The sequence below is a fragment of the Thalassolituus sp. ST750PaO-4 genome (assembly GCF_020320405.1).
GTDB lineage: Bacteria > Pseudomonadota > Gammaproteobacteria > Pseudomonadales > Oceanobacteraceae > Venatoribacter > Venatoribacter alkanivorans.
Window position 1 is genome coordinate 160,238 of sequence record NZ_JABVCB010000013.1, and the last position, 26,839, is coordinate 187,076.

The following is a 26,839-nucleotide window of genomic DNA, read 5'->3' on the forward strand; positions in this document are numbered from 1 at the left end:
AGGAACGACGCTTTAAAACACCCATAATTTGTATCGTTCCGGGGCAGGGTTTTGCTCTGAAGGCCACAGAATCATCTGGTTGTCTGGCGCCGCACGATCGCCGGTTTAAGCAATCCGCTCAGCCGAATTTCAAAGGAAACCGTGTTTGAGACAGGAGACTTAAAAGAATACGTTTGATTTGAAAAGCGGAATCGCGGTGATGGTTTTCTGCGCCTCTGGGGCCGCCGCAGAAACCGATGATATTTCTGGTCTGTCCGCAGGGATGCGGACAAGCGGCTCCGGCCATGGATGGCCGATGAGGCACGCGGCCAGTAAATATCAAGGTTTCAAGGGTGACGGCCCAGAAAGCGCGAAGCTGGGGTCGGCCCGCCGGCAAGGGGATAAGTTCCCCTGGGAGGCATTGGGCCTGGATGTTAAAAAATGCAGTTTTTGCCAGCTGCGGTGCTGATTAAAAACTGTGGGACAGTAGTGGCCAACAGGCCGGTTTTTTTATGGATGTTTTCCTGCTGTATGCCCTGCAGATTCAGGGCATACAGATTCAGGGCGCCATGAGCCAAAGGCTCAGAGCGCCAATGATCAGAGATAAAAGCATCGCCAGGCTGACGCGGATGCCCAGCGCCGGTTTGCCGATAACCATAGCAAGGCCTGCCTTAAATAAATTATTAACAGTGACCGCAATCAGAATACCGGTGGCTGCGACGGTCAGCGTCAGGCTGTCGCCGAGTGACATACGCGATAAACTCAGGCTGATGGCATCAACATCGGTAATGCCGGAAATCGCCGCCAGCAGATAAACCCCGGTGCTGCCCATTTCCTGCTGCAGCCATTCGGTCAGTAATAAAATAATGACCAGCAGGCCACCCAGAATTAAAGCCGATCTTAATTCCAGCGGATTTTTGGCCAGATCAGGATGGCTGACGTTGGTTTTTGTATGACGCAGATTCATCACAATGGCGGGCAGATATAAAGACAGGGTCATCAGTAATACCGGCAGCCAGAGCAGGGTGATTAGCTCACGGTTAATCACCAGACAGTAAAGTAAAATGCGCGGAAACATGGTGCCGCAGGCCAGCAGAATACCGGCCGCTAATAACGGTGCATTGGCCGGTGATGAGCGGGCAAGGCGGGAGAAATGCAGTGTGAGTGCGGTTGATGAGCTTAAACCGGCGAACAGACTGGTAAACAGCAGGCCACGGCGCTCACCAAGAATGCGTACCGAAAAATAGCCAACAAAAGAAATCGAGGCGATCAGTACCACCATCCACCAGATTTCATACGGATTGATCACGCCACCGGGGCCAAAGCCTTTATCCGGCAGCAGTGGCAGCATCACCACAGAAATCAGCAATAATTGCAGCGCGGCATCCAGTTCGTTTTCGCGTAATTTGCGCAGGGCGCTGTGAATCTCGCTTTTGTTATCGAGAATAATGGTGGTAACCACTGCCGCCATAGCAGCGATCACGGTTTGACCTGCGGCCACCATGGCACCAAAACAGAAGGTCAGTAATAAACCCACCACACCGGTAATGCTGACGTTCTGATGATTGGCGGCATAAGTACGGTAACCGCTGATGGCCAGAGCAGCCATTACCAGCAGCATTGCCGGTAAAAACCAGGGCGAAATACTTTCTGACAACAGCACGCTGATACAGCCGGTCAGAGCGGTCAGCGTATGGGTACGGATACCGGCAACCCGTGCGCCGGCTTCCTGTTCGCGTGATACCCAGCCACGTTGCAGCCCGATTAACGCACCCAGAGATAAAGCAATGAATAACTGAAATGCTGTCTGGGCATGGCCATTCACAAATACCGATAAATCCATGTCAGTTTTCCTCAGGTGCCGCAGAAGGTGCGTAACACTTTTTCATCCGGCTTTGGCGGTTGTTCATAGTCGGCATATTCTGCCTTGCTGCGGTATGGCTCGGCCAGTACCTGCAACAGTTGTTCAAAGACGGAAAAATCACCTTCTTCAGCAGCGGTAATGGCTTCGGCAACGCGGTGGTTGCGCGCAATATAGGCCGGATTTTTATTCAGCATACGTTGCCCGGCGCTATCGCTGTCGCCATGCTGAATTAATTGCTGCTGCCAGTCATCCAGCCAGTCATTAATATTCTGCACCAGTGTTGCACTGCTTCGGCATTCCGGCAGATTCAGCAGTTCCAGTAACGCCTGGCGTTCACTGTCTGGCTGACTGCAGTCGCTTAAACGGCGGAAAAACAGCGTATAGTCGATACGTCCTTCGGCCAGCAGTGCCAGCAGGTTTTCAATCAGCGCCTGATCACTGTTTTTCAGTGCGGAAAAACCCAGTTTTTCGCGCATATGTTCAAGCCAGGCCTGTTGTTGCCATAAGGCAAAATCCTGCAGAATGGCGGTGGCTTTTTCGACCGCAGTTTTCTCGTCGTCGTTAAATAACGGCAGCAGCGTTTCTGCCAGCCGCGCTAAATTCCACTGGCCGATGGCTGGCTGGTTCTGATAAGCGTAACGGCCATGGCGGTCGATGGAGCTGAATACGGTTTCCGGGTGATAAGCATCCATAAAGGCGCAGGGGCCATAATCGATGGCTTCACCACTGACGGTCATATTGTCGGTATTCATCACACCATGAATAAAACCGAGCTGCATCCACTGGGCAATTAATTCGGCTTGCTTGCGGCAAATGGCTTCGAATAATTGCAGATAAGCATCGTCATCGCTGCTGTTAATGTGCGGATAATGACGGGCCAGTACATGGTCGGCTAATTGTTTAACGGCTTCGCCGTCGCGGCGCAGGGCAAAATACTGAAAGGTGCCGACACGGATATGGCTGGCGGCAACGCGGGCAAATACCGCTCCGGGTTCGCGTCCGTCGCGTATCACCCATTCGCCACTGCTGACCGCAGCCAGTGCGCGGGTGGTGGGCACACCTAACGCGTGCATGGCTTCGCACAGAATATATTCACGCAGCACTGGCCCCAGCGGTGAGCGGCCATCGCCGCTGCGCGAAAATGGCGTGCGGCCACTGCCTTTTAACTGAATATCACGGCGCAGACCCCGAATATCGAGCAGGTCGCCGAGCAGAATAGCGCGGCCATCCCCTAATTGCGGGTTTAACTGCCCAAACTGATGGCCACTGTAAGCCATCGCCAGAGGGGCGGCGTTGTCGGGAATTTGATTGCCGGAAAATATCTGTGCCAGTTCGTTGTCGTTGTTGTCATCGCTGGTGCTGGCGGCATGAAACTCTATGCCTAATTCCTGCGCGAGAGCGCTGTTAAAACGGATTAACGCCGGATTTTTTACCGGCGTTGGCAGCACACGCACGTAAAAACGATCGGGCAGAGCGGCGTAGGCATTGCTGAACGGTATTTGCAGGGAAATAGACACGGCGCTTCCGGAATAAATAAGTGTGTTAGGGGCTGTTCAGACCCTAGGATATTCCGGCATCGACCGTCTTGCCAGCGCTTCAGGCCGCAGAAGGCGCGCCCTGTTGCATAAAGCTGGCTGACTTTTGTTGAATCAGTCTGCACAACCGCTCTGCATGTTCATGAGCTCTCTGTGTAATATCTTCACGGCTGTTATCGCCACCGGTTTTATACACCATATCGTGGGAAATCAGCGGCGGCAGGAAGACCATGCCGGTAAAGTTCGCGCTTTGTTCCAGCGGACGCAGCAGCTCCTGAGTGGTGAAGTGGTTATGGCCACCGGCTGCATAGCTGTTCAGTGGACCGCCAATGGTGGTTGATACCAGTAAGTTTTTGCCACGCAACTGACTGTCCGGGCCATAGGCAAAGCCAAAAAGAAATACACGGTCCATCCATTCCTTTAAAATTCCCGGTACGCTGTACCAATGAAACGGATACTGGAAGATAATCAGATCGGCCTGCAGTAATGCCTGCTGTTCTGCAGCAATATCGATCTGAAAATCCGGATAGAGCAGGCCGAGGTTACGGACTTCGGTATCGGCTAACTGGCCGACCTGATCAGCAATGATGTTATTGGCAAGTGAGTTCTGAATATTGGAATGTGCCAGGATCATTAAGGTTTTCATCATGTGTTTCCTTGTTAGGGCCTGTTAACACTAATTAAACAGGTCTGTTATTGGCTAAAAATTTCTCAGGCAAGGCGCTGAGAGTGTGGCCTAACGGGTTAAGCGAGCGAACAGCAACGCAGGATGAGGGATTTTTAGCCATAACCCTTCGGGCTGAGGCCAGTTTTCCCCATTAACTTCGTCGCTCGTCATTCATTTAGCCCGCTAATATCACTCCTCTCCCCTTGTTCTGAGAAAAACTGGCTCTCAGCAGGCCCGATTCACTTAGTGTTAACAGGCCCTGATGTCCGGCGATCTTAGACGATGAAAATCGCGCGCATAAGAATGCACATTTCTGATACTCAGTACCCTTTTGTATACCCTTGGACGATATGAAATGAACCACTCAGACTATGATTGCAACCTCGGTTGCCCGGTAGAAGCGACTCTTGAACTGATTGGTGGCAAATGGAAAGGCGTAATTCTTTATCACCTGCTGGATGGAACACATCGTTTCAATGAATTACGCCGGATTATGCCGGACATTACCCAACGAATGCTGACCCGGCAGTTACGGGAACTGGAAGCTTGCCAGCTGATTTCGCGCACAGTTTATGCCGAAGTGCCGCCACGGGTGGAGTACAGCCTGACAGAGTACGGCCGTACTCTGGAGCCGGTAATACAGGCATTACGCGGCTGGGGGATGCAGCACCTGACTGCTGATCAGAATCAATAACCGCTGTCAGGTGATGCGCAGTAAAACGGAGAAAGATTATTTAACCGAACGGCTTCACGCCAATCAGCATGCCATGCAGCCACAGGGCAAAGGCAACCCAGGCGCCGATACCCACAACCAGCGTCAGTACGTCGCGTACCGCCCCTTTATACTCTTTCTTCACCCCGGCGATACGGTCACGGCGACGGGATACCGCAAATCCGGCAATAGCCCAGATTAAGAAGGCACCGAACAACACCAGATCGTGCAGACCGCCATTGGCGATTAAATGGGCAAAGGCCCAGAGCTTGATGCCCAGATACATCGGATGGCCGAGCTTAACCTGCAAACGGTTGCCGGGAATCTGGCTGGCAAACAGCAGAATAAAGGCGGGCAGGGTGATCAGTGCCGCCAGATGGCGTGTCCATAGCGGTGGTGTCCACAGCCAGGTCGGGTTCATACGGGCTTCGCCGTAACCGATCACCAGCAGAATAAAGCCGCCGATGGCGACCACAGAATACAGACCCTTCCACGGTAGCAGCCCCAGACGGCTGACCATGGCGTTACGCCATTGCGGCGCGATCAGATTGGTACAGTGTCCGCCGATAAACAGCAGTAGTCCGGCCAGTAATAACGTCATGGTCATTCCTCAATTCATTATGTTTGTGCCATCATGCAGGCATATCAGCGCGGATAAAAGTTCTGTATGACGTCAGCACGCAAACGCATTTACATCGCCTACACCGGCGGCACTATTGGCATGGCCCGTACTGAGCGTGGTTTTCAGCCGCTGGCCGGCTTTCTGGAAGATAAAATCCGCAGTCTGGCAGAATTCAGCCGTGACGAAATGCCGGAATTTGAGCTGCATGAATACCAGCCGCTGCTCGACTCATCGGATATGACGCCGGCGCAATGGATGCAGATTGCTGCCGATATTCTTGCCCATTACGACCGTTTCGATGGCTTTGTTGTGCTGCACGGCACCGACACCATGGCCTATACCGCCTCAGCCCTGTCGTTTATGTTGCCCGATCTGGGCAAGCCGGTGATTGTGACCGGTTCACAGATTCCGCTGTGCGAGCCACGCTCCGACGGCCACGATAATTTACTTAACGCGCTCTATATTGCCGCGCATTATCCACGTGCCGAAGTGGGCCTGTTTTTTCATCACCGATTATTGCGTGGTAACCGGGCGACCAAAATAAACAGTCAGGGCTTTGATGCCTTTGATTCACCCAACTGCAATGCGTTGCTGCATGCCGGAATCAGTATCGAACCCGGCCTGCCGGAATTGCGTCCGCTGCATAATAAACTGCCACAATTTAACGCCCTGAAAAGTGCGGCGGTGGCGGTGGTAACCCTGTATCCGGGGATCGATTTTTCGCTGTTGCAACGCCTGCTGGAACAACCACTGGATGGCGTTATTCTGCAGACATTTGGCAGCGGTAATGCACCGCAAAATCCAGCCTTAATGGCAGCGTTTAAACAGACCAGCGAGCGTGGCGTGGTGCTGGTTAATCACAGTCAGTGTTTAAGCGGGCGGGTGGATATGGACAGCTATGCCGGGGGGCATGCCCTGCGCGAAGCCGGTTTTGTATCGGCCGCTGATATGACACTGGAAGCAACGCTGACCAAGCTGCACGTGCTGTTAAGCGCTCCCGGAGAACGCAGTCATGTAATCAGCGAAGCCCGGCGTTTAATGGAAATATCGCTCTGTGGTGAGCTCAGCGCAGCAAAATAAAAGAACATAAAAGAGCCTGAATAAACAGCAGTAAACGGAGAACGTGATGACTGACTTACCTCATCCAACCCTGATTGAGCTGGCCGCGATTCTTGCCGAAGCAAATGATCGTGATCACTGCCTGCAATTACTGGCAAAAACCGGCTTAAATTCACAGAGCGCAGAATGCTGGGCCGATTATATGCCGCTGGCCTTTGCCCGTGCGGCCTACCGTTTTCAGTTCAGTGGGCCTTACCCGCTGGATCAGGCCCGTGCCGAGCGTGGCTTGCTGCCACTGCTGGAAGATGAGGTTTACCAGCAGGCCTGGTTCTGGGCCTGCGATTGCGGCGCGATGGACAGTATCACCAGCGCACAATTTAATACCATTGTGCGTTTAAGCCCGGAGCTGGAGTTTATCCGCGCGCAGGCTGGCATTCTGTAAATTCAGCGCAGAGTTGAACAAGTAATTTTTTAGAATCGCAAGTATTTGGGGGAATACTATGAAACGAAAACTATTTTTTTGCATGTCAGTACTTGCCATTTCAGGCTGTAATAGTGATGGCGTTCAAGATAAAGATTTGGATGAGCAAATGCTTAGAGAAGCTCTGTGTATCATTGCAGCTGAACGCTTTCAGCTATATGACGAAGCAGAGCACCATCTTCAACATGGCCTGGAAGCTGGTCGTAGAAAAGCAATTCGTACTGGTGAGCCCAACGAATTCAGAGAGTATATTGAGCTGGTAAAGCAATATTCATCAACGTTCTCGAAGGAGGATTCAGCTCGGGATCTTAAAGAAAAGTGTGATAGGAGATTAACTATGATTGAATTCAGTAGAGTTTAGGCCGAGTGGTGTTATTTTAATCTGAGAGCCTGCGCTTCGCGATGCTTATACAAATAAGAAAAACTCAGAGATAACAACCCCACCTGAATTGCACCGAGCAGCAACCAGAGTGCAAATTGCAAAAGAGTATAAGCAACAGAATCGTAGCTGGGCAGCAAGGTGTGCGACAGATTAATCAGTAATGGCAGAAAGCCCGTCAACAGCAGCAGGCGCCAGCCGTTTCCGGCCGATAACTGCCAGGCCCAGCTAAGCCCTTTACCGCGCAAACCAACGGCTGCTGCAGGTAACGCCAGTGACCAGCGTGAGGCAAGGTAATAAAGAGGCAATTGCGTAACGGCAAAAATAATGAACATTAACGGTATCGTATTAGCGGAATCTTTCGCTGCCGTTGCGAATGTTCCCATGATCGAGGCGAGAACGATCGACAGTGGCATGTTGACTAATGCACAGCAGAGTGCGATCAGAATAGCCCAGCCAATATAATACGGTTCCTGACCGCTTAACGGGAAAAAGCGGGTGTTCATCACATCATTGTTGTCCAGCAAAAATATACGGTGACAACCGATAATCGCGGCGATAAGACTGGTCAGAATAATAAGAGCAACAGACAGAGCCGTAATCATGAATAATGCGGTATTTTTTTCCTGCGGCATATAAGGGCTTAGTATGCCTGCAGCACCAGCAACGATAAGCAAAGGTAACCCTGCTCTCAGTAGCATGGGGAAATGCCTGAATGGCAAAAGTGATGCTTCTTTTATAATAGATACAACAGGGAGCTTTACGGTATTCAACGGTTTTCCTTCCGATCAGTCATACGCCATCATGGCTTGTCATTATTATATTCAGGTGACTGAGTATAATCTGAAGGTGGGGTGCAGAGGTACTGATTACTGCAATTAGCAGTTACAGGCATCCCCCTGTCTGGTCGCGCTTTTGTGCAATACCCATAATGACCGGCACTTCATCCTCGCCTTGCTGCATGGTGAAAGCCTGTTGCAGGCTGATGGTTTTGAATAAACACTGATCGAACGCGGCCTGTATTTCTTCTGCAGTAAATCCTGGTGCCGGATCTCCGGCTTCTTTCTGCCAGTCCCATTGCACAAAGTATCCCTGTGGTTTCAGCAGCTGCCTGAACAGTGCAAGACTGGCCTGATAATCCGGCAGAAAAGCACAGACGGACGATGCAACAATCAGATCGAACGTGTTGTGCATTGGCTGGCTGTTGCTGCTGTTCAGATCGATGGCCAGAGGTTCTGTTTTGGGCAGGTTTTTAGCGGCGAGAACGCCGATCATTTTTGCGGAAGAATCAACGGCGACAATGCGTTTGGCCTGTGGACGCAGGAGTTCGGTTAAGCGGCCGGTGCCACAACCGAAGTCCAGTATGGTCAGGCCGTCGCAGTTTATTGCCTGAGTAAGAGACTGATAAGCCTGCTGCGAATAATGGATAACACGTTCATCGCCATCCCATTGATCTGCATATGCATCCCACTCACTCATGCTGGTATTTCCGCGTTAAGTATCAGATGAATGCAGGGTAGGGTGTGCGGATAGTTTTCACAAGTCAGTAATTACCTATTAAAAGGCTGCCCTGCGGAACCTGAAGAGCAGCCTGGCAGTCAAGAACGGTTAACCCGCACTGCGCAGTAAATCAGCCACACCCGCGCGCACTTCGGCGACCAGCTCGGCCTCATCAAGGCCGCAGACCTGACCGTTATCGACCACTACACGGCCATTAATCAGTGAATACTTTACGCTCACCGGTTCGGCACATAGCAGTGGTGCAATCACTTCGCTGTGTACCCCGGCAAAACGCGGTGAGCCGATATCGTAAAGCACCAGATCGGCGGCTTTGCCGACGGCAATATCGCCACAGTTATTCAGCCCTAATAATTGCGCACCGTTCTGGCTGCCCCAGCGGATAATCTGTTCGGCATGAGTCGCATCAGCACCGTTAACGGCGCGGTGTAAAAGCCAGGCGAGATTCAGCTCCTGAATCATAGAGCCGGATTCGGCCGATGCTGAGCCGTCCACGCCGAGGGTGATGTTCATTCCTGCATTCTCCATTGCCAGTGCCGGAGCAATACCGCTGCCGAGACGACAATTGGAGGTCGGGCAATGGGCAATGCCGGTACCGCTGGCGGCCAGTTGCTGAATGGTGTATTCGTCGCTTTTGACCAGATGGGCGAACCACACATCGTTCCCTAACCAGTCGCAGCTGGCGGCGTAATCGATAGCGCGCTGGCCATATTTTTCCTGTGCCTGAAGATCGTCGAAACTGACCTCGAGTAAATGCGAGTGCAGTTTTAATTGCCGTTCGCGTGCCCAGGCCGCCAGCGTGCGTAAATCATCGGCTGTGGCGGAATGCACCAGGCTGGTGGGAGCAACAACTAAGCGGCGCATGGCGTTATCGCCGGCCTGATGATATTGCCGGTAGCTGCGCTCCATCCGCTGCATTACCAGCTCAACATTTTCCGGCTGAATACCGTGTTTAAGCATGCCTTTATGGCTGCCCTGTACCGTGGCGCTGCCACGGCACAACACTAAACGAATACCGAGTTCGTCGGCAGCGGCCCACACGGCATCTTCGACTTCCGGACTGGTATCGGCGTGATACAGATAATGGTGATCGGCACAGGTGGTTGCGCCAGAGCGCAGCAATTCATAAAGACCGAGACGCGCGGCGTGATACATTAATTGCGGTGAAATTTTCGGCCAGAAACGATAGGGCACTGACCCCAGCCAATCGCCTAACGCCTGATTTAAACCTTCGGGCACGCCTTTTAAAATCGACTGCGCCAGATGATGATGGGTATTCACCAGCCCCGGCCAGACCACGCAGCCGATTGCATCAATAACCTGTTCATCGTCAGTGGGCAGCAGTTGGTTACCGATTTCAGTAATAACACCATCACGGATGCGGATATCCGTTGGTACGGCCGGGTTTGAATTATTGACTGAAATCTGAGATTCGTGGTGAGTGTGCGATTCGGTCGCACAATAAATGGCGCGGGCATTGCGGATCAGGGTGTTCATAGCGGCTCCTTTAAACTGCAAAGAGCAATGTCCCGGAGGCTGATGCCTATCCTGACCGCTTATACTCTTGAAACTTTTACGGCAACGTTTTTTAAATTTTAAACAAAATGGTTTTATTACCCGGTTAAAATTATCGCAATCCCCTGTGCTTTTCCAACTTTTTTATGAGATTTTTCTACTCATTTTTTTTATATCAGAATGTTCCGTTTTCGTGCGCAGAAATAAAGCATCCGTCTGTTTGTTGCCTGTCTTTGGTGCAAATCCGGCGCGGTCTTTGCGCTTAACCTCAGTATTTACGCGATAAGGACGGTTGGCACAACGGTTGCTAAAAATATTTTGTACATGTTTTGAGTAGAAGCAGTCAGGGATTGAAGACAACGTCAATCCACGGGTCATTGCTCACTGTACGGCGGATAGTTATCTGTGGACGAAGACGGACGCAGGGCTGCCGGCGCAGTGAAGACAGTGGTGATGACGACAGTAGTAATAAAAAAATCTGCAGGTTAAGTCCGGATAATTGTACTCAGCCAATAACGATTGCGCAGATACTCAGCATGATCACGCCTTTTCTTTTCTGCCCGCCCCCGGCGTTGCCTATTCTCCATCGATAACTGCCTGATCGGTCCGGCAAGCAGCAGTAGCTGTTTGCTCTCATACTCAGGAGTGAACGATGAAAAAAACAGTGAATAATCCTATTAAATCCCCGACTGTACGGCAGCGCCTGTTACCGCTGCTGGGGCTGGCTTTATCGTTAACCAGCATGACAGCGCTGGCGGCAGATAAGGTCAGCTTTCAGCTGGACTGGTTGCCGGGTGGCGATAAAGCGCCGGTCTATGTTGGTTTGCAGCAGGGCTTCTTTGCTGAACAGGGGCTGGAAGTTAAGGTGGCTCAGGGGCGTGGCTCCCACGATGCCATTACCAAGCTGGCAACCGGTAATGCGGATATTGGTCTGTCGGATCTGGTGGCTTTATTGCAGGCAAAAGCGGCGGAAGAGGTGCCGGTGTCGGCGGTTTATTCGGTATTTTCCGAAGCGCCACATGCGTTTTACGTGCGCAGCGATTCCGGTATTAACAGCGTCGCCGATGTTGCCGGTAAAAAAGTAGCCACTTCGCCTTTTACTTCATCCAATGTGTTTCTGCCGCTGCTGCTGGATGTTAATAAGGTGGATGAAAGTTCGATCAAGTTACTGAAAGCTGATCCGGGAGCACTGAATCCAATGCTGTTAACCGGTAATACCGATGTGGTGATTTCCTGGATTACCGATGCCGAAGTCTATAAGGCTCAGGCAAAAGAGGCCGGAAAAACCCTGAATGTACTGCCCTGGTACGACGCCGGTCTGGAGTTTTATTCCACCGCCCTGATTGCATCTGAGCGTTTCCTGCAGGAGCGTCCGGATGTTGCTAAGCGCTTTATAAAAGCCTATGCCAAGGCCATTGATTTTACCTTTAAACATCCGGCAGAAAGTGCGGCTGCGGTTAAGGCTGCAGTGCCAGAAGTGGATGCCGTAGTAGCGGAAGCAACCATCCGCTCAATTAATGGCCTGGTGTATAACGCTGCCAGTAAGAAGGCGGGGCTTGGGCAGTTTGATGCAGAACGTCTGGCGACAACCTGGAGCTGGACAGCAAAAGCGCAGGGACTGGATATCAATAGCTTTGATCCTGAGCAGGCAATTAAACGGGACTTTATCCCGGCAACCAGCCTCAGCAGTGCTGAATAAACGATTTTAATCTGGAGTATAAGCAGCAGGACAGTAAACTCTTTGCTCATGCTGTCCCGGCATTGCTCCATGGTCTCTGCGCAGACAGCGGAATATTCCGCCGTCTGCTGCAGTTAACTGACTCTGGAGAATCAGATATGAATAACGTAATCAATAATACAACCAGTAATGCCGTCGGTAATACGACAACTGACAGCCGTTATGGTCTGCAGGAACTGAATTTTGAACGTACTATCGGTGGTATGGGGCAGGAGAATAATGAACGCACCATTCCGCTGATTGATTTAACGGATTTTGACCAGCGTCGTGCTGAGATTCGTGAGCAACTGTGGCAGGCGGCAACGGATACCGGTTTTTTTCAGCTGATTAATCACGGTATTGATGTGGAAAAAGTACGCGAGGCTTTTGCACTGTCGGAGCAGTTTTTTGCGTTAAGTGCAGAAGACAAAGCCCGCTTTCCGTTAAAAGAAGGCCTGAACGCCGGCTGGGAATTTATGGCGCAGGTACGTCCGTCGACCGGCACCGCCGATCAGAAAGAGTCTTATCAGGTAACGCTGCCACATATGGGTAATCTGTGGCCGGACCAGACGTTGGTACCTGAATTTCAGCGGGTGATTCTTGATTTTGAGCAGCGTGCCTGGCAGCTGGGTATGCAGGTTTTATCCTGTTTTGCCGAGAAGCTAGGATTTGCTCAGGACTTTTTTACTCAGGCTCACCGCCGTGATTCAGCTGAATACCAGAGCACGTTGCGGTTGCTGCATTATTTACCGCTGGCTGAGGGGGCGGTTGCCGGGGCGGGCATCTGGCGTGCCGGTGCCCATACCGATTTCGATTGCTTGACCATGGTCTTTCAGAAAACCGGGCAGGGTGGACTGCAGGTTTGTCCGGGCAAAGAAGCACTGCAGAATCAGGAATGGACCAGCGTGATTCCACAGGATGACATCATTACCTGCAACATCGGCGATATGCTGATGCGCTGGAGCGATGACAAGCTGAAATCAACCCTGCACCGGGTGCGTATGCCGAAACCGGATGAAGCCCGCGGGCCGCGTTACAGTATGGCGTTTTTCTGTCAGGCCAATAAGGATGTGATGATTCAGGGGCCGGAGAAAAAGTACGAAGCGATTTCCGCCCGTGACTATCTGCTGCAGCGTATTAACGCCAACTTTGCTGCCGTTCAGGCTGATGAAACGCAGAAATAACCTTCTGCCGCTGTAAAATATCCGGCCGTTGAGTGGCCGGATACCTGTTTCCGGAATGTCGTTCTTAACAGGTTTGTTATAAACCAGAGCGCTTTGCATGTCGGTTATGACAGGATTCTATATAATTTTTTGGATTGATAAATTTTCTTATATCTCTTCTGATTCTTTCGTCGCCTTCAGGTTTATTTCTGATATTTACGCTCTTTACTCTTCTGTCCTTATATTAATCCGATGATTTTACTCAGGTTTTTATCCGGCCGAATACGTTGGCCGGAAACGCCATAGAATGAATCCAGATAACCAAGCCTTATTTAGCGCCAATGGTTATTACGCAAGGCGAGCCATCAGTCTGCAGCGTATTTTGTCTTATTGAGCTTATTCCGGCTTAACGTCTTTACTGTATAAACAATAACGAGGGACTGATCGCGCTTTACTGCAACAGAAATCAATAACAGCAGAAATGCGTGACAGGCCCGGAATAAATGGATGTTGTGGCGGAGGTGGTTATGACGGGAGTCTGGCTCAACCGGATTTGGCATGCCGTGTTATGGATACCTGTCGTCTTTTTCAGTCATCCGTTGCTGGCCAAAAATCTTTACGGCGACAGCAATCTTAATCTTCCCATTGGCGTTACCCATATGAGCCGCGAAGTCTATTCGCTGCATATGATCATCTTCTGGATCTGTGTGGTAATTGCCGTTGTTGTGTTCGGCGTGATGTTTTGGTCACTGATCCGCTACCGTAAAAGCAAGGGCGCAAAGGCCGCTCATTTCCACGAAAATACCCTGGTAGAAATACTCTGGACTGCGATTCCGCTGGTTATTCTGGTGGTGATGGCGATTCCGGCAACGGCCACGCTGCGGAAAATTTACGATACCAGCGAAGCAGAAATGGACGTGATGATCACCGGTCATCAGTGGCGCTGGCATTATGAATATTTAGGCGAAGATATCAGTTTCTTTTCCAACCTGGCGACCCCGCCTGAGCAGATTGATGGCCGTGAGCAGAAAGGCGAGAACTACCTGCTGGAAGTTGATCAGCCGCTGGTGTTACCGGTCGATACCAAAATCCGTCTGCTGCTGACCTCAAACGATGTAATTCACTCCTGGTGGGTGCCACAACTGGCCGTTAAAAAAGATGCAATTCCCGGTTTCGTGAATGAAAACTGGACCAGAATAGACGAACCCGGAATTTACCGTGGGCAGTGCACCGAACTCTGTGGTCGTCTGCACGGCTTTATGCCCGTTACGGTTAAAGCCGTAAGCAAAGAAGACTACCGGCTCTGGGTGAGTGAACAAAAACAGCAGGCTGCAGAAAAAGCCGCCGGTAATGAGCGGGACTGGACGTTACCTGAACTGATGGCTCAGGGTGAAACGGTTTACAACACTTATTGTGCGGCTTGTCACATGGTTAACGGGCAGGGTATTCCTCCGGCATTTCCGGCACTGGCCGGCAGTCAGGTTGCGATAACCGCTGAAGGCCGCGACACGCATGTCGAGCGGGTACTTTACGGCAAGTCGGGTACTGCAATGGCGGCCTTCGGCAGTACGTTATCGGCCGCCGATCTTGCTGCCGTAATTACCTATGAGCGCAACGCCTTTGGCAATAACACCGGTGATGTTGTGCAACCCGCCGAGATAAAACAAAAGCTTAAACCAACGGAATAATCCGCAGATAACACGCAGGCCGATACGCGGTATAAAAAGATGGAACACTGATGAGGTGAGTCATGACGAGCAACAGTTACAGCAGCGCAACAGAGCACGCCCATGCGCCACAGCTCAGTGGACTTAAACGCTGGTTGCTGACAACCAATCACAAAGAAATCGGCACCCTGTACCTGATTTTTTCCCTGACTATGTTTTTTATCGGCGGCACTATGGCGCTGGTTATCCGTGCTGAGCTTTTTCAGCCGGGTTTACAACTGGTACAGCCGGAATTTTTTAATCAGATGACCACTATGCACGGTCTGATCATGGTGTTTGGTGCGGTGATGCCGGCCTTTGTCGGGCTGGCTAACTGGATGGTGCCGTTGCAGATCGGTGCGCCGGATATGGCCTTGCCACGTCTGAATAACTTCTCTTTCTGGTTACTGCCGCTGGCGTTCTCGTTACTGTTGTCGAGTCTCTTTATGGAAGGTGGCGGCCCGAATTTTGGCTGGACTTTTTATGCTCCGCTGTCGACAACATACGCACCGCCATCGACTAACTTTTTTATTCTGTCGATTCATCTGGCCGGTATCAGCTCCATTCTGGGGGCCATCAATATCATCGCCACTATTCTGAATATGCGTACTCCGGCGATGAAACTGATGGATATGCCACTCTTTGTCTGGACCTGGCTGATCACCGCCTTTTTATTACTGGCGGTGATGCCGGTGCTGGCCGGTGTGGTCACCATGATGCTGCTGGATATTAATTTCGGCACCAGTTTCTTTAATGCCGCCGGTGGCGGTGATCCGGTGCTGTTCCAGCATCTGTTCTGGTTTTTTGGCCATCCGGAAGTGTACATCATGATTCTTCCGGCTTTTGGCATCGCTTCTATGATTGTACCGACCTTTGCCCGTAAGCGGTTATTTGGTTACCGCTCTATGGTTTATGCCACCGCATCCATTGCCATTCTGTCGTTCGTGGTCTGGGCACACCATATGTTTACCGTGGGACTGCCTTTGGCGGCGCAACTGTTTTTTATGTACGCGACCATGCTGATTGCGGTACCGACCGGGGTAAAAGTATTTAACTGGGTGGCCACGTTATTCCATGGTTCTATCAGTTTTGAAGTCCCCATGCTGTTTACCCTCGCCTTTATTGTGCAATTTACGATTGGCGGTTTATCCGGTGTGATGCTGGCGATAGTGCCGGCGGATTATCAGTATCACGATACCTATTTCGTGGTGGCACATTTCCATTATGTGCTGGTTCCCGGCGCGGTCTTCGCCATTATTGCCGGTGTTTATTACTGGCTGCCGAAGTGGACCGGATTCTACCCGGATGAAACCCTCGGGCGCTGGCATTTCTGGCTGTCGGTAATTGGTGTGAATTTAACCTTCTTTCCGATGCACTTTTCCGGACTGGCGGGTATGCCGCGACGCATTCCGGATTACGCCCTGCAGTTTGCTGATTTTAATTTGCTGTCTTCTATTGGTGGTTTCCTGTTCGGTATTTCGCAGTTATTGCTGATCTGGGTTGTGGTGCGTTGCGTGCGCGGTGGCAAGCCTGCACCGGATAAAGCCTGGGAAGGTGCAGAAGGGCTCGAATGGCAGGTGCCCAGTCCGGCACCGCTGCATACCTTTTCTACGCCACCGGAATTTATTCCGGAACGTGATTCGCCAGGACGGGCATAAGCATGGACAGCCTGCCTTTAAACCGTCAGCAACAGGGCGTACGCCGTACCCTGTGGTGGTTGTTGCTGATGCTGGCAGGCAGCGTGGCTTTTACCGTCGCACTGGTGCCACTTTACGATGTGTTCTGCGAACTGACAGGTCTTAATGGCAAGGGCGTTAATTCTGCCCGGGTATTGCAATCCACGGGTATCGACCAGCAACGCAATATTGAGGTGCAGATGATTACCCGCACGGCGGCGGGAATGGATTGGCATTTTTCTGCAACGCTGAGCCATAAAGCGGTACATCCGGGAGAGATTCATCAGATGTGGTTCCGTATGCAGAATCTGGGCAGTACGACAGGGCGGGCGCGGGCCGTGCCCAGTCTCAGTCCGGCAGAGGCCTCAAATTATTTTCTGAAGCTCGAGTGTTTTTGTTTTAACGACCAGCAGCTGGCTGCCGGAGAAAGCCTGGAAGTGCCGGTGGTGTTTCAGATCCGGTCGGATTTACCCGAAGATCTGCACCGGCTGACGCTGGCCTATACCCTGTATCCGAAAACTGGCCCCTGAAATCAGGACCGGGAGGTTGCAATGAGTGGTTCCTACTATGTACCGGCCAGCAGTAAATGGCCGATTCTGATGGTGGTTGTGCTGGCTTTTTTGGTTGTCGGCGCAGCATCCAGTCTCAGCTTTGGCCATGGCTTCGGTATTTTTCTGGCTGGAGTCGCTGGTGTACTGGTGATGATGTTTGTCTGGTTTCGCGATGTCATTCATGAATCACGCAGTGGCCTGTACGATGCGCAAATGGATCGCTCATTCCGCATGGGAATGGCCTGGTTTATTTTTTCCGAAGTGATGTTTTTTGCCGCCTTTTTCGGCGCCTTATTTTATATCCGTGTGTTTGCTTTACCCTGGTTGGACGGCGAAGGTGAAAAAGGTATCAGTGCACTTTTATGGCCGGATTTCAGCGCCAGCTGGCCGCTGTTAAAAACACCATCAGATGCCTTTACCGGCCCGGCAGAAGTTATCGACCCCTGGCACCTGCCCTTGCTAAATACGTTGCTGCTGGTCAGCTCCAGTATCACGCTGACCATCGCCCATCATGCCCTGAAAAAAGACCGGCGTAATAATGCCAAATTATGGCTACTGCTTACTCTGATTCTGGGTTTCAGTTTTCTGGTTGTGCAAGGTATTGAATATGTTGAAGCCTATACCCAGCTGGGTCTGACCTTACAGGCCGGGGTGTATGGCGGCACCTTCTTTTTACTCACCGGTTTTCATGGCGCACACGTTACGTTAGGGGCCTGCATCTTAACGGTTATTCTGCTGCGTTTATGGCGTGGCCACTTTTCGCCACGCTCGCATTTTGGCTTTGAGGCGGCCAGCTGGTACTGGCACTTTGTCGATGTGGTGTGGCTGGGATTATTTATTTTTGTCTACGTTGTCTGAGGCATCGCCTCAGCAACATGACGCTCAGTCGGGTAATTGCCCGGAATAAAATCCGTAAAACAGCAGGGCTAATAACACCACGGCAATACAGACCCGCCAGGTCAGAGAAGTCAGTACCCGCTGTGAACGTGAGCCGTCACGCACCAGAAATCCGGCGGCGGCAAGCAGGCTGACCAGCATGGCAGCAAATAACAACAGGATGGCAAGCTTAAGCATGGCGATTCCTCAGGTTGTGATAACAACAGTACTCAGCACAGCAGATAAACGCGCGCACAGCAAACAGCGCCGACGCGTTTATGGCTGGTGGAGCGGCTGGTTACTGCTGTTTGTTCTGGGGTTGGGGCTGGCCAACTGGCAATGGCAACGGGCGGAGGAAAAACGCCAATGGCAGGCGGCGCCGCGGATGACTGAAGTTAATCCACAAACCCTGCCGCAGATGAATCAGGCTCTGCAATTACAGGGTATTTTTTATCCGCAATTTAACCGCTGGCTGGATAACCGCACACTGAATGGTCAGGTTGGACTGGCGCTGATTACTCCTTTGCAAAGTACCGATGGCCGCTGGTGGCTGGTGGACCGTGGTTTTGTGGCAACAGCTGGCAGCCGAGCCCCACAGCCCTGGCCGGATACCGCCTTAACGCTGCAGCATCTGCAGGGGCACTGGCAGACGCTTGATGGGCGGCAGGGGTTATTGCTCGGTGCTAACGATGATGGTCAGCGTATTCAGCAGCTGCGTACCGATGTCTGGCCGCAACTGGATTTGCAACCCGGCGTACTGCATCTGGATAACGGCAGCAGTGGCCGCTGGTGGCAGCCGCTTGGCGTCAGCCGTGAGCGGCATCTGGGTTACGCCGCTCAATGGCTGTTACTGGCGCTGGCGGCACTTGCTCTGGCCTGGCGTTACCGGCCAAAGCTGAAAGCTCCGCGGGTGCGGGTCTGCACTCTGAAGGCAAAAAGGAGGTGGCTGTGAGTAACCGCGTAAAATTACTGTTATTGCTGGGATTATTAATGGCTCCCGTGCCGGCGGCACTGGCGATGTGGTACTGGCAGATTGGCATTCCTGAAGCACGCGTCGCGCATGGTGAGCTGGTACCGGATATTCCGCCGCTGAGTCAGTGGGCGCTGACTCCGGCCCCGGCGCTGCAGGATGGGCGCTGGCATTTGCTGTATCGCTGTGCGGCGGAGCCCTGTGATCTGGATGACAGTTTATGGCGCTTACACCGCACACTGGGGCGCGATGCTCCGCGTCTGCAACGCTGGCAGCTGAGCAGCACACAGGCGAAGAACACCTTACCTCCCGGTGGTCAGCGTCTTGTCTGGCAGGCTCCGGCCGCTCTGACGCAGGATATCTGGCTGGCCGATCCGCAAGGCAATATCGTGCTGGCTTATAGCGCTGACAGCAGCATCAAAGACATTCTGCGGGACGTGCGCTATCTGTTCAGGCGCAATCCGCTCAGCAGCATGCAGGCGGAAACACTGGCGCTGCAATCGGCCGGCCACAACAGCCATTTCCAGCCGGAGGAGCGCCATGAATAATCTGAAAATAGTGCGCACGCTGGCGCTGCTGGCCACCTTTATGGCTTTTACGGTGGTGATGCTGGGCGCTGCAACCCGTTTGCTGGATGCGGGGCTGGGCTGTCCTGACTGGCCGGGTTGTTATGGCCGCTTAGTCGTGCCGCAGGCTCATATCGCTGCGCAATTTGCACCCCACGCACCGCTGGAAGCAGAAAAGGCCTGGATGGAGATGATTCACCGTTATCTGGCAGCATCCCTTGGGCTGATGGCCATGCTGCTGGTGTTCTTCAGCTGGCGTGCCCGCACTCAGGCACCGGGACTGCTGCGCTGGACATCGTTACTGCTTGGTCTGGTCATTGTGCAGGGCGCCTTTGGTGCCTGGACGGTAACGCTGAAACTCTGGCCCCAGGTGGTGACCCTGCATCTGCTGGGGGGCTTCAGCTGCCTGCTGTTACTCAGTTTTATTGCCTGGCGGGTGCATCAGTCTGAGGCTGCTGCAGTGTCCAGCGAAGTAAAGCAGGTGCCGACGGCGCGGCGGCCGCGGATGCTGTGGCTGGCACTGTTGTTACTGGTATTGCAGATTGCTCTGGGTGGCTGGACCTCAAGTAATTATGCCGGCATTGGCTGTATTGGTTTCCCCACCTGTAATGGCCAGTGGTGGCCGGAGATGGATTTTTCCAGCGCCTTTCATCTTACTCAATCAATCGGCCCGGATTATTTATATGGTCAGCTGCACGCCAGCGCGCGCAGTGCGATCCAGTGGACACACCGGCTGGTGGCGTTGGCGCTGGGGCTGACCTTGCTGGCGCTGTACTGGCAGGCGCAGCGCAGTGAGCAGAGGCGTGCGGTTCTCTGTTGTCTCGGTCTGTATCTGCTGCAGGTGGGTCTTGGAATTGTACTGGTGGTCTGGTCGTTGCCGTTTCCACCGGCGCTGCTGCATACCGCCGGTGCGGCGTTATTGCTGCTGGCTGTGGTGTATTGCGGCCTGATCTGGCCGCGGCAAACAGAGCCCGTAAATCAACGGCAGAAAACCTGGCATCTGGCGGAGGAAGTAATATGAGCAGCCTGATATTAGCAGAAAAAAGCAGCCGGCAGTTAACCCGCCCGCAGTGGCGGGATTTCTGGGAGCTGGGTAAGCCGCGGGTGGTATTGGTGATGCTGGTTTGTGCTTTGGTCGGCATGGTACTGGCGACACCGGTATTACCGGATATCGGGCGGGTGATATATGCCACGCTGGGTATCGCTATGGCAGCGATGGGAGCGGCGGCCTTTAACCATTTGCTGGATCAGCGGCTTGACCGTTTAATGCTGCGTACGTCAAAACGTCCTCTGGCACAGGGACGTATTCCGCCCTGGCAGGCAGCGCTTTATGCCAGCCTGTTGTCACTGCTGGGACTGAGTCTGTTATGGCTTGAGGTGAACCCGCTGACCTCGGCGCTGACAGCGGCCGCATTGCTGGGTTATGCGCTGATTTATACCCGCTTTTTAAAACACGCCACGCCACAGAATATTACCATTGGCGGACTGGCCGGAGCGGCGCCACCGCTACTCGGCTGGACGGCAATCACCAATCGTGTGGAAGCCGATGCATTGCTGCTGGTGCTGATTATTTTTGCCTGGACACCACCGCATTTCTGGGCGCTGGCGATTCATAAACAGGATGAATATCGCCGTGCCGGAGTACCTATGTTGCCCATTACCCATGGCGAAGGTTTTACCCGTTTGCAGATATGGCTGTATGCCTGGCTGACGGTGGTTATGACGCTGATGCCTTACGTCAGTGGTATGTCGGGGCTGGTGTATCTGTTGTTGATTGTGCCGTTAAATATCCGCTTTATGCAGATTAACTGGCGGGTATGGCGCGCCACCTCGGTGCAGGCGCCGATTCAGGCGTTCTGGTTTTCGATCCGTTATATTCTTTACTGCTTTGCGGCGTTATTGCTGGATCATTGCCTGCCGGTTTTCTGAGGCCGTTGTTCAATATCCGGGCGCATCTCAGATTATTGCGCCTGCAGCCGGGCAACCGCCCCCTGGATCCACAGCGCCAGTTCATCGGCAGGCATATGTGGGTCGAGCACTCCCAGTACCTGACCATAACTGCTGCTCAGCAGTAATTGCGCAGAATGATCCATGCTGTACTCCAGCGCCCCTTCCTGTGCGACCTTACGGTAATAAATTCCGAAAAACTTTGTCAGTTGCAGCAGTTGTTCGGTATCAGGCTGAACGCCAAGAATGGCGGCATGAAAGTGGCGGGTATAAGGGCGCAGTACGTCGATCGTATCGCGCTCCGGATCAACGGTAATAAACAGCGGTTGTACCTGTTGTACGGTTTCGGGTGGTAATTGCTGCAGTGCTTTGCTGACATTCATCAGCGTGGTAGGGCAAATATCCGGACAATGGCTGAAGCCGAAAAACAGCAGCAGAAGCTGATTATCAAAGTTGCTTAAGCGCCGCTCGCCGGCTGTTGTTTTTAAACTCAGCTGGCGCAGTTGTTCAGCTTCGCCGCGGGTCTGAGGCAAGGGGGAGAACTGGTTGCCGGCAGGTTCGGAGCTGTCGCAGGCCGTCAGCAAGAATAACGTCAGTATTAACCATCCTTTGCGCATACCGCCTCCTGATGACGTTTTATGGTCTGCATCAGTTATAGCAGATTAAACCCGTTCGGGTATGGCCGCTGCAGTCATTGTCTGCAGCGGTAGCGCACTTCAGGATCTGGCTGCCAGCAGAATCTGCAGCGCCTGCAGGCGTTTTTTCCGGTCAAAAATATCGTTGGTAAACATCAGTTCATCCACCGGCATCTGGCTGACCAGAGCCTGCAGTTTGGATTTTACGCTGGCAGGGCCACCGGTAACCGACAGCGCCAGAAAGGCATCGACCTGAGCTTTAATCTGCGGATTCCAGATGCCTTCCATGCTTTCTACCGGCGGTGGCAGATAGAGTGGTTGTCCCTGCATTAACGCCATAATCCGCTGCTGACTGCTGGTGGCGAGAAAACGCGCTTCATCGTCACTGGCGGCAGCGATGAGTGGCAGGCAGAGAATGACATGTGGTTTCTGCAATGTGGCGGAAGGCTGAAAACGATGGCGGTAAAGGGCGATCGCCTCACGCGCCAGACGCGGAGCAAAGTGCCCGGCAAAGGCATAAGGTAAACCGCGCTCGGCGGCCAGCTGGGCGCTGAACAGGCTGGAGCCCAGCAGCCAGATTTCTACCGCACTGTTGGCGCCGGGGTAAGCTTTAACGCGTTTGTGTGCGCCATCGGCTCCCAGCAGGGTTTGTAATTCTTCCACTTCCTGCGGGAAATGTTCGGCGCGCATATCGTCGCGGCGTAAGGCCCTGCTGGTCAGCGGGTCGGTACCGGGGGCACGGCCAAGGCCAAGGTCAATACGGCCGGGATACAACGCATCCAGTGTACCGAACTGTTCGGCGACAATAAGCGGCGGGTGATTAGGCAGCATAATGCCCCCGGAGCCAACGCGGAGACGTTGCGTGCGTGCTGCGACCTGACCAATCAGCACCGCGGTGGCGCTGCTGGCGACCCCTTCCATATTGTGATGCTCGGCCAGCCAGAAACGGTTAAAGCCCAGCGTGTCGGCATGTTGGGCATAATCGAGCATAGAGGCCAGCGTCTGCGCCACCGTAAAACCCTGTGGCACCGATGCCAGCTCCAGCAGCGAAAAAGGAATATCTGCCAGTGAGGTCATAATGTGGCCCGCCATGAATGCAATGAAAGGCTCACAGAGTGCCACAGGCGCAGGGTAGGCACAGCGTGTTATCCGGGAAAGCTTTGTTGCATGCAGGCAACGGTGGTGTGACAGCAGAGTGTCTGTCTGTCTGTCTGTATGGAGGGATGGATGCGTCCAACTGACACCCCATAAACAGGGTATTTATCTTCGTACTATTCGCCGGGCAGCGTGTGCGCCGCTATTGGGATGTACTGGTTTTGCTATCGTTCCATTTCTTCGAATAAGCATTTTAGCCACTGGTAAGCCTGATCGAGTCTGGGGTCGTTGCTGCCTTTCGGGTACACAAACCAGAATGACCGGTTCAGGTTTACCCGAATATCAAACGGCTGTACCAGGCCATTTTTCGCCATCCACTTATTGATCGTTGGAAAAATACCCAAGGCGACCCCGACCCCCTCACACGCCAGTTTGATCGCAGCCAGGTAGGAGTCACAGAGAACAGGTTCCTGCTCTGGTAAGCGATCAGATCCCCAGAAATAGGGCCCCCATGTATCCATATCGGGCAGAGAATAAAGCAAACGGTTCTGATACAAAGTATCCGGAGACATATCGGCATGCTGAGATAAATAGGTCTTACTGCACACGGGGGACACCGACCCCTTCGCCAATAGCCGTGCCTCAAGGTCGGGCCAGTTACCTTCACCAAAGCGCACCGCAGCATTCATCTGATGGAGAGCGAAGTCGACGTAGGATACGCGGGCATCCAGACGCAGTTCTGTATTGGGAACATACTGAGAAAACCGCAGATAATTCGGCATGATGACTTCCTGTGCCACAAACAACGAAGCACTGAGGTGAAACACCTTGTCATCGAACTGACGTTTAAACTGAATATAGCCCTGCTGGTGGCGGTTCAGGATGTCGCTGGCCAGAGCAAAATAATACTCGCCTTCGCGTGTGAGGCTGAGGCGCCGGGTATGACGATGAAAGAGTGGCTTGCCCAGCCAGGCTTCGAATGCCTTCACCTGTTGTCCTACCGCCGGGGCCGTTACGCACAGCTCATCAGCTGCCCGTTTAAAGCTCAGATGACGGGCGGCTGACTCGAATACGGGTAAATACTGGATCGGCGGTGTCTGGCGATAGTGCATGCTATAGAAAACTTATTCTTTTCCAAAAGCCTATTATTTGCTGTTTGTAGGCTTGTTATCAATAGAATATATTTTTCTGCCGAATTGATAGCCAAGGTTTCCTATGATTGCTCCACTGTATATAGCCATTTTTTCACTGATGTTTACCCTGTTAAGTTTTCGCGTGATTCGCCTGAGGCAGACTGCCCGGGTGGCCATTGGCGATGGGGGAGACAAAGCTCTCAGAAGAGCCATCCGGGTACATGGCAACTTTGCGGAATACGTACCGCTGGCATTAATTCTGATTTTTGCCGCGGAATCACTGGGGATGAGTGCGGTATGGGTTCATGGATTGTGTCTTGCGTTATTGATTGGACGTCTGTTTCACGCTTACGGTGTTAGTCAGGTGAAAGAGCGTTTGCTGTTCCGCCAGTTAGCGTTATCAATCAATGGCCTTGTTATGATCATCGCTTCCGTATGGCTTATTACCCGTTATTTATAAGAATTAAAAAGGGCCTTTTGGCCTTTTAATTCACTACCGGAGTCGCAAGTGAAAGCTGTGTGGAAAAGCCGGAGCAGATGACTTGATAAAAAAGTGCCCGCTGGGAAGCGGGCAATGCTGTAAATGATCAGCCAGCGGTATAGTGAGAGTGGAAGTGCGGCCCGCAGGCCGCAGGTAAGATCAGAAGAAACCCAGCGGGCTGGTGCTGTAGCTGACCAGCAGGTTTTTGGTCTGCTGATAATGCTCCAGCGCTTTTTTGTGGGTTTCGCGGCCGATACCGGATTTTTTATAACCACCGAAGGCGGCGTGTGCCGGATAGGCATGGTAGCAGTTGGTCCAGACCCGGCCGGCCTGAATATTACGTCCCATGCGGTAAGCCAGATTCATATCACGCGTCCATACGCCGGCACCCAAACCAAACTCGGTATCGTTGGCGATGGCCAGTGCTTCGGCTTCGTCTTTAAAGGTGGTGACGCTGATTACCGGGCCGAAAATTTCTTCCTGGAAAATACGCATATCATTTTTGCCGTACAGCATGGTTGGCTGAATGTAATAGCCTTTGCTGAGATCGCCGTTTAAGGCTTCGGCATTACCGCCGAGCAGCACTTTGGCGCCTTCGGTTTTACCAATGGCAATGTAATTCATAATGCGTTCGTACTGTTCTTCCGAGGCCTGAGCACCAACCTGAGTGTCGGTATCCAGCGGGTTACCACGGATGATTTTTCCGGCACGGGCCACGACCATTTCAATCAGATCGTTATAAATACTCTCCTGAATCAATGCACGTGACGGACAGGTGCAGACTTCACCCTGATTAAAGAAAGCCAGGGTCATACCCTCAACACATTTGCTCAGGTAATCATCTTCGTGCTGCATCACGTCGGAGAAATAAATGTTCGGTGATTTTCCACCTAATTCAACGGTGCTTGGAATTAATAAATCGGCGGCGCATTTCAGAATATGCTGACCCACCGGAGTGGAGCCGGTAAAGGCAATTTTGGCAATACGCTGGCTGGTGGCCAGCGCCTGACCGGCTTCTTCGCCGATGCCGTTGACAATATTCAGTACGCCGGGTGGCAGCAGGTCGCCGATCAGTTCCATTAATACCAGAATTGATGCCGGTGTCTGCTCAGCCGGTTTCAGTACCACACAGTTACCGCCCGCCAGTGCCGGGCCGAGTTTCCAGGCGGCCATTAACAGCGGGAAGTTCCACGGAATAATCTGACCAACAACCCCGAGTGGTTCATGAATATGGTAAGCCACGGTGGTTTCGTCGATTTCGGCCATGGTGCCTTCCTGCGCACGCAGACAGCCAGCGAAATAACGGAAGTGATCCACCGCCAGCGGAATATCGGCGGCCAGGGTTTCGCGTACCGCTTTGCCGTTATCCCAGGTTTCGGCTACGGCCAGCATTTCCAGATTCTGTTCCATACGGTCGGCAATGCGCAGCAGAATATTGGAGCGTTCGGTAGCGGATGTCTTGCCCCAGGCCGCTGCCGCATTGTGGGCTGCATCCAGCGCCAGTTCGATATCGGCGCCATCGGAACGTGGCACCTGACAGAACACCTGACCATTGACCGGGCTGATGTTGTCCATATAGCGGCCGTTAACCGGTTTAACCCAGTCACCACCGATGTAGTTCTGATACTGGCTTTTAAAGCTGACGACCGAGCCGGTCTGTCCGGGGTTGGCATAAATCATGGCGTTCTCCTTGTTATTGTTCACACGCAAGCCTTGGACTTTTGTCTGGGCTTAGCGGGTTGTGTGAGTTCAGGCTATGTGATCTGATGATTAACCACTTGCCTGAGCGTCTGAATGACTGTGCTGAGCGTCCATGCTGTTTAGCCTTGGCCTCAAATGTTGTCAGCGACAGACATAAGGCATGGCCGGCAGGCCCGCATAACAAGCAGATAAAAAATAATTAAAACCAGGGCCTGTTAACACTAAGTGAATCGGGCCTGCTGAGAGCCAGTTTTTCTCAGAACAAGGAGAGAGGAGTGATATTAGCGGGCT

General features: G+C 52.6%; 27 protein-coding genes. 15 read left to right on the forward strand and 12 right to left on the reverse strand.

Going from position 1 to position 26,839, the window contains the following annotated elements:
* Nucleotides 1-538: 538 nt before the first annotated feature.
* The 3 genes from HUF18_RS16210 to HUF18_RS16220 form a co-directional block, all read right to left on the reverse strand.
* Nucleotides 539-1,822 (reverse strand): MgtC/SapB family protein, encoded by a 1,284-nt coding sequence (locus HUF18_RS16210; RefSeq protein ID WP_225692927.1) that lies wholly within the window; start codon nt 1,820-1,822, stop codon nt 539-541.
* Between the two features lie 11 nt (nt 1,823-1,833).
* Nucleotides 1,834-3,360 carry a protein adenylyltransferase SelO gene (locus HUF18_RS16215; RefSeq protein ID WP_225692928.1) on the reverse strand — a complete coding sequence of 509 codons (1,527 nt, stop codon included), beginning with the start codon at nt 3,358-3,360 and terminating at the stop codon, nt 1,834-1,836.
* A gap of 79 nt (nt 3,361-3,439) precedes the next feature.
* A complete protein-coding gene (locus HUF18_RS16220) occupies nt 3,440-4,027 on the reverse strand; it encodes an NAD(P)H-dependent oxidoreductase (protein ID WP_225692929.1) in 588 nt (195 codons plus the stop codon).
* Between the two features lie 373 nt (nt 4,028-4,400).
* On the opposite strand from HUF18_RS16220, the gene HUF18_RS16225 reads away from it, so the two are divergent.
* Nucleotides 4,401-4,739, forward strand: a complete 339-nt coding sequence (locus HUF18_RS16225; RefSeq protein WP_225692930.1) for a winged helix-turn-helix transcriptional regulator — start codon at nt 4,401-4,403, stop codon at nt 4,737-4,739.
* 40 nt (nt 4,740-4,779) lie between these two features.
* Here HUF18_RS16225 and HUF18_RS16230 read toward each other — a convergent pair whose 3' ends face one another.
* A complete protein-coding gene (locus HUF18_RS16230; protein ID WP_145466568.1) occupies nt 4,780-5,358 on the reverse strand; it encodes an NnrU family protein in 579 nt (192 codons plus the stop codon).
* A gap of 66 nt (nt 5,359-5,424) precedes the next feature.
* On the opposite strand from HUF18_RS16230, the gene ansA reads away from it, so the two are divergent.
* Genes ansA through HUF18_RS16245 form a run of 3 tightly spaced genes read left to right on the forward strand, consistent with a single transcriptional unit; the run spans nt 5,425 to nt 7,280 of the window.
* A complete protein-coding gene (ansA, locus tag HUF18_RS16235; RefSeq protein ID WP_225692931.1) occupies nt 5,425-6,459 on the forward strand; it encodes an asparaginase in 1,035 nt (344 codons plus the stop codon).
* 46 nt (nt 6,460-6,505) lie between these two features.
* A complete protein-coding gene (locus tag HUF18_RS16240) occupies nt 6,506-6,880 on the forward strand; it encodes a hypothetical protein (RefSeq protein WP_145466566.1) in 375 nt (124 codons plus the stop codon).
* Nucleotides 6,881-6,938: 58 nt separating this feature from the next.
* Nucleotides 6,939-7,280, forward strand: coding sequence for a hypothetical protein (locus HUF18_RS16245; RefSeq protein ID WP_225692932.1), 342 nt, complete (start codon nt 6,939-6,941; stop codon nt 7,278-7,280).
* 11 nt (nt 7,281-7,291) lie between these two features.
* Here the strand turns inward: HUF18_RS16245 and HUF18_RS16250 are convergent, their stop codons facing one another.
* The 3 genes from HUF18_RS16250 to HUF18_RS16260 form a co-directional block, all read right to left on the reverse strand.
* Nucleotides 7,292-8,071: a hypothetical protein gene (locus HUF18_RS16250; protein ID WP_225692933.1), complete on the reverse strand. Its 780-nt coding sequence runs from the start codon at nt 8,069-8,071 to the stop codon at nt 7,292-7,294.
* A 112-nt stretch (nt 8,072-8,183) separates the two neighbouring features.
* The gene (locus tag HUF18_RS16255) at nt 8,184-8,777 is read right to left on the reverse strand and encodes a class I SAM-dependent DNA methyltransferase (protein WP_225692934.1); all 594 of its coding nucleotides are present in this window, start codon (nt 8,775-8,777) and stop codon (nt 8,184-8,186) included.
* Nucleotides 8,778-8,906: 129 nt separating this feature from the next.
* Entirely contained in the window at nt 8,907-10,313 is a 1,407-nt protein-coding gene (locus tag HUF18_RS16260; RefSeq protein ID WP_225692935.1) for an amidohydrolase family protein, read from the reverse strand.
* Nucleotides 10,314-10,983: 670 nt separating this feature from the next.
* On the opposite strand from HUF18_RS16260, the gene HUF18_RS16265 reads away from it, so the two are divergent.
* The 6 genes from HUF18_RS16265 (at nt 10,984) to HUF18_RS16290 (ending at nt 18,002) form a co-directional block, all read left to right on the forward strand.
* Entirely contained in the window at nt 10,984-12,030 is a 1,047-nt protein-coding gene (locus HUF18_RS16265) for an ABC transporter substrate-binding protein (RefSeq protein WP_225692936.1), read from the forward strand.
* 137 nt (nt 12,031-12,167) lie between these two features.
* Entirely contained in the window at nt 12,168-13,232 is a 1,065-nt protein-coding gene (locus tag HUF18_RS16270; RefSeq protein ID WP_225692937.1) for an isopenicillin N synthase family dioxygenase, read from the forward strand.
* A gap of 506 nt (nt 13,233-13,738) precedes the next feature.
* Nucleotides 13,739-14,899 (forward strand): cytochrome c oxidase subunit II, encoded by a 1,161-nt coding sequence (coxB, locus tag HUF18_RS16275; protein WP_225692938.1) that lies wholly within the window; start codon nt 13,739-13,741, stop codon nt 14,897-14,899.
* A gap of 62 nt (nt 14,900-14,961) precedes the next feature.
* Nucleotides 14,962-16,575: a cytochrome c oxidase subunit I gene (ctaD, locus tag HUF18_RS16280; protein WP_145466559.1), complete on the forward strand. Its 1,614-nt coding sequence runs from the start codon at nt 14,962-14,964 to the stop codon at nt 16,573-16,575.
* Nucleotides 16,576-16,577: 2 nt separating this feature from the next.
* On the forward strand, nt 16,578-17,123 hold the full coding sequence (locus HUF18_RS16285; RefSeq protein WP_225692939.1) for a cytochrome c oxidase assembly protein: 546 nt from the start codon (nt 16,578-16,580) through the stop codon (nt 17,121-17,123).
* Between the two features lie 21 nt (nt 17,124-17,144).
* Nucleotides 17,145-18,002, forward strand: coding sequence for a cytochrome c oxidase subunit 3 (locus tag HUF18_RS16290; protein ID WP_145466557.1), 858 nt, complete (start codon nt 17,145-17,147; stop codon nt 18,000-18,002).
* A gap of 24 nt (nt 18,003-18,026) precedes the next feature.
* Here the strand turns inward: HUF18_RS16290 and HUF18_RS16295 are convergent, their stop codons facing one another.
* Nucleotides 18,027-18,218 (reverse strand): DUF2909 domain-containing protein, encoded by a 192-nt coding sequence (locus tag HUF18_RS16295; protein WP_145466556.1) that lies wholly within the window; start codon nt 18,216-18,218, stop codon nt 18,027-18,029.
* On the opposite strand from HUF18_RS16295, the gene HUF18_RS16300 reads away from it, so the two are divergent.
* The 4 genes from HUF18_RS16300 to HUF18_RS16315 are packed head-to-tail and all read left to right on the forward strand — an operon-like array spanning nt 18,217 to nt 21,485.
* Nucleotides 18,217-18,972 (forward strand): SURF1 family protein, encoded by a 756-nt coding sequence (locus tag HUF18_RS16300; RefSeq protein ID WP_225692940.1) that lies wholly within the window; start codon nt 18,217-18,219, stop codon nt 18,970-18,972. The genes HUF18_RS16295 and HUF18_RS16300 overlap by 2 nt on opposite strands.
* The gene (locus HUF18_RS16305) at nt 18,969-19,538 is read left to right on the forward strand and encodes a hypothetical protein (RefSeq protein ID WP_225692941.1); all 570 of its coding nucleotides are present in this window, start codon (nt 18,969-18,971) and stop codon (nt 19,536-19,538) included. Before HUF18_RS16300 ends, HUF18_RS16305 begins: the two co-directional genes overlap by 4 nt.
* Nucleotides 19,531-20,577 (forward strand): COX15/CtaA family protein, encoded by a 1,047-nt coding sequence (locus HUF18_RS16310; RefSeq protein ID WP_225692942.1) that lies wholly within the window; start codon nt 19,531-19,533, stop codon nt 20,575-20,577. Before HUF18_RS16305 ends, HUF18_RS16310 begins: the two co-directional genes overlap by 8 nt.
* Nucleotides 20,574-21,485, forward strand: a complete 912-nt coding sequence (locus HUF18_RS16315; RefSeq protein WP_225692943.1) for a heme o synthase — start codon at nt 20,574-20,576, stop codon at nt 21,483-21,485. The genes HUF18_RS16310 and HUF18_RS16315 overlap by 4 nt, the downstream gene beginning before the upstream one ends.
* A 32-nt stretch (nt 21,486-21,517) precedes the next feature.
* On the opposite strand, the gene HUF18_RS16320 is transcribed toward HUF18_RS16315, so the two are convergent.
* The 3 genes from HUF18_RS16320 to HUF18_RS16330 form a co-directional block, all read right to left on the reverse strand.
* On the reverse strand, nt 21,518-22,120 hold the full coding sequence (locus tag HUF18_RS16320) for an SCO family protein (RefSeq protein WP_225692944.1): 603 nt from the start codon (nt 22,118-22,120) through the stop codon (nt 21,518-21,520).
* Nucleotides 22,121-22,219: 99 nt separating this feature from the next.
* On the reverse strand, nt 22,220-23,215 hold the full coding sequence (locus HUF18_RS16325; RefSeq protein ID WP_225692945.1) for an LLM class flavin-dependent oxidoreductase: 996 nt from the start codon (nt 23,213-23,215) through the stop codon (nt 22,220-22,222).
* Between the two features lie 242 nt (nt 23,216-23,457).
* Nucleotides 23,458-24,345, reverse strand: a complete 888-nt coding sequence (locus HUF18_RS16330; RefSeq protein ID WP_225692946.1) for a LysR family transcriptional regulator — start codon at nt 24,343-24,345, stop codon at nt 23,458-23,460.
* Nucleotides 24,346-24,448: 103 nt separating this feature from the next.
* On the opposite strand from HUF18_RS16330, the gene HUF18_RS16335 reads away from it, so the two are divergent.
* Nucleotides 24,449-24,826: an MAPEG family protein gene (locus tag HUF18_RS16335; protein ID WP_225692947.1), complete on the forward strand. Its 378-nt coding sequence runs from the start codon at nt 24,449-24,451 to the stop codon at nt 24,824-24,826.
* Between the two features lie 180 nt (nt 24,827-25,006).
* On the opposite strand, the gene exaC is transcribed toward HUF18_RS16335, so the two are convergent.
* The gene (exaC, locus tag HUF18_RS16340) at nt 25,007-26,527 is read right to left on the reverse strand and encodes an acetaldehyde dehydrogenase ExaC (RefSeq protein ID WP_145466783.1); all 1,521 of its coding nucleotides are present in this window, start codon (nt 26,525-26,527) and stop codon (nt 25,007-25,009) included.
* Nucleotides 26,528-26,839 lie beyond the last annotated feature (312 nt).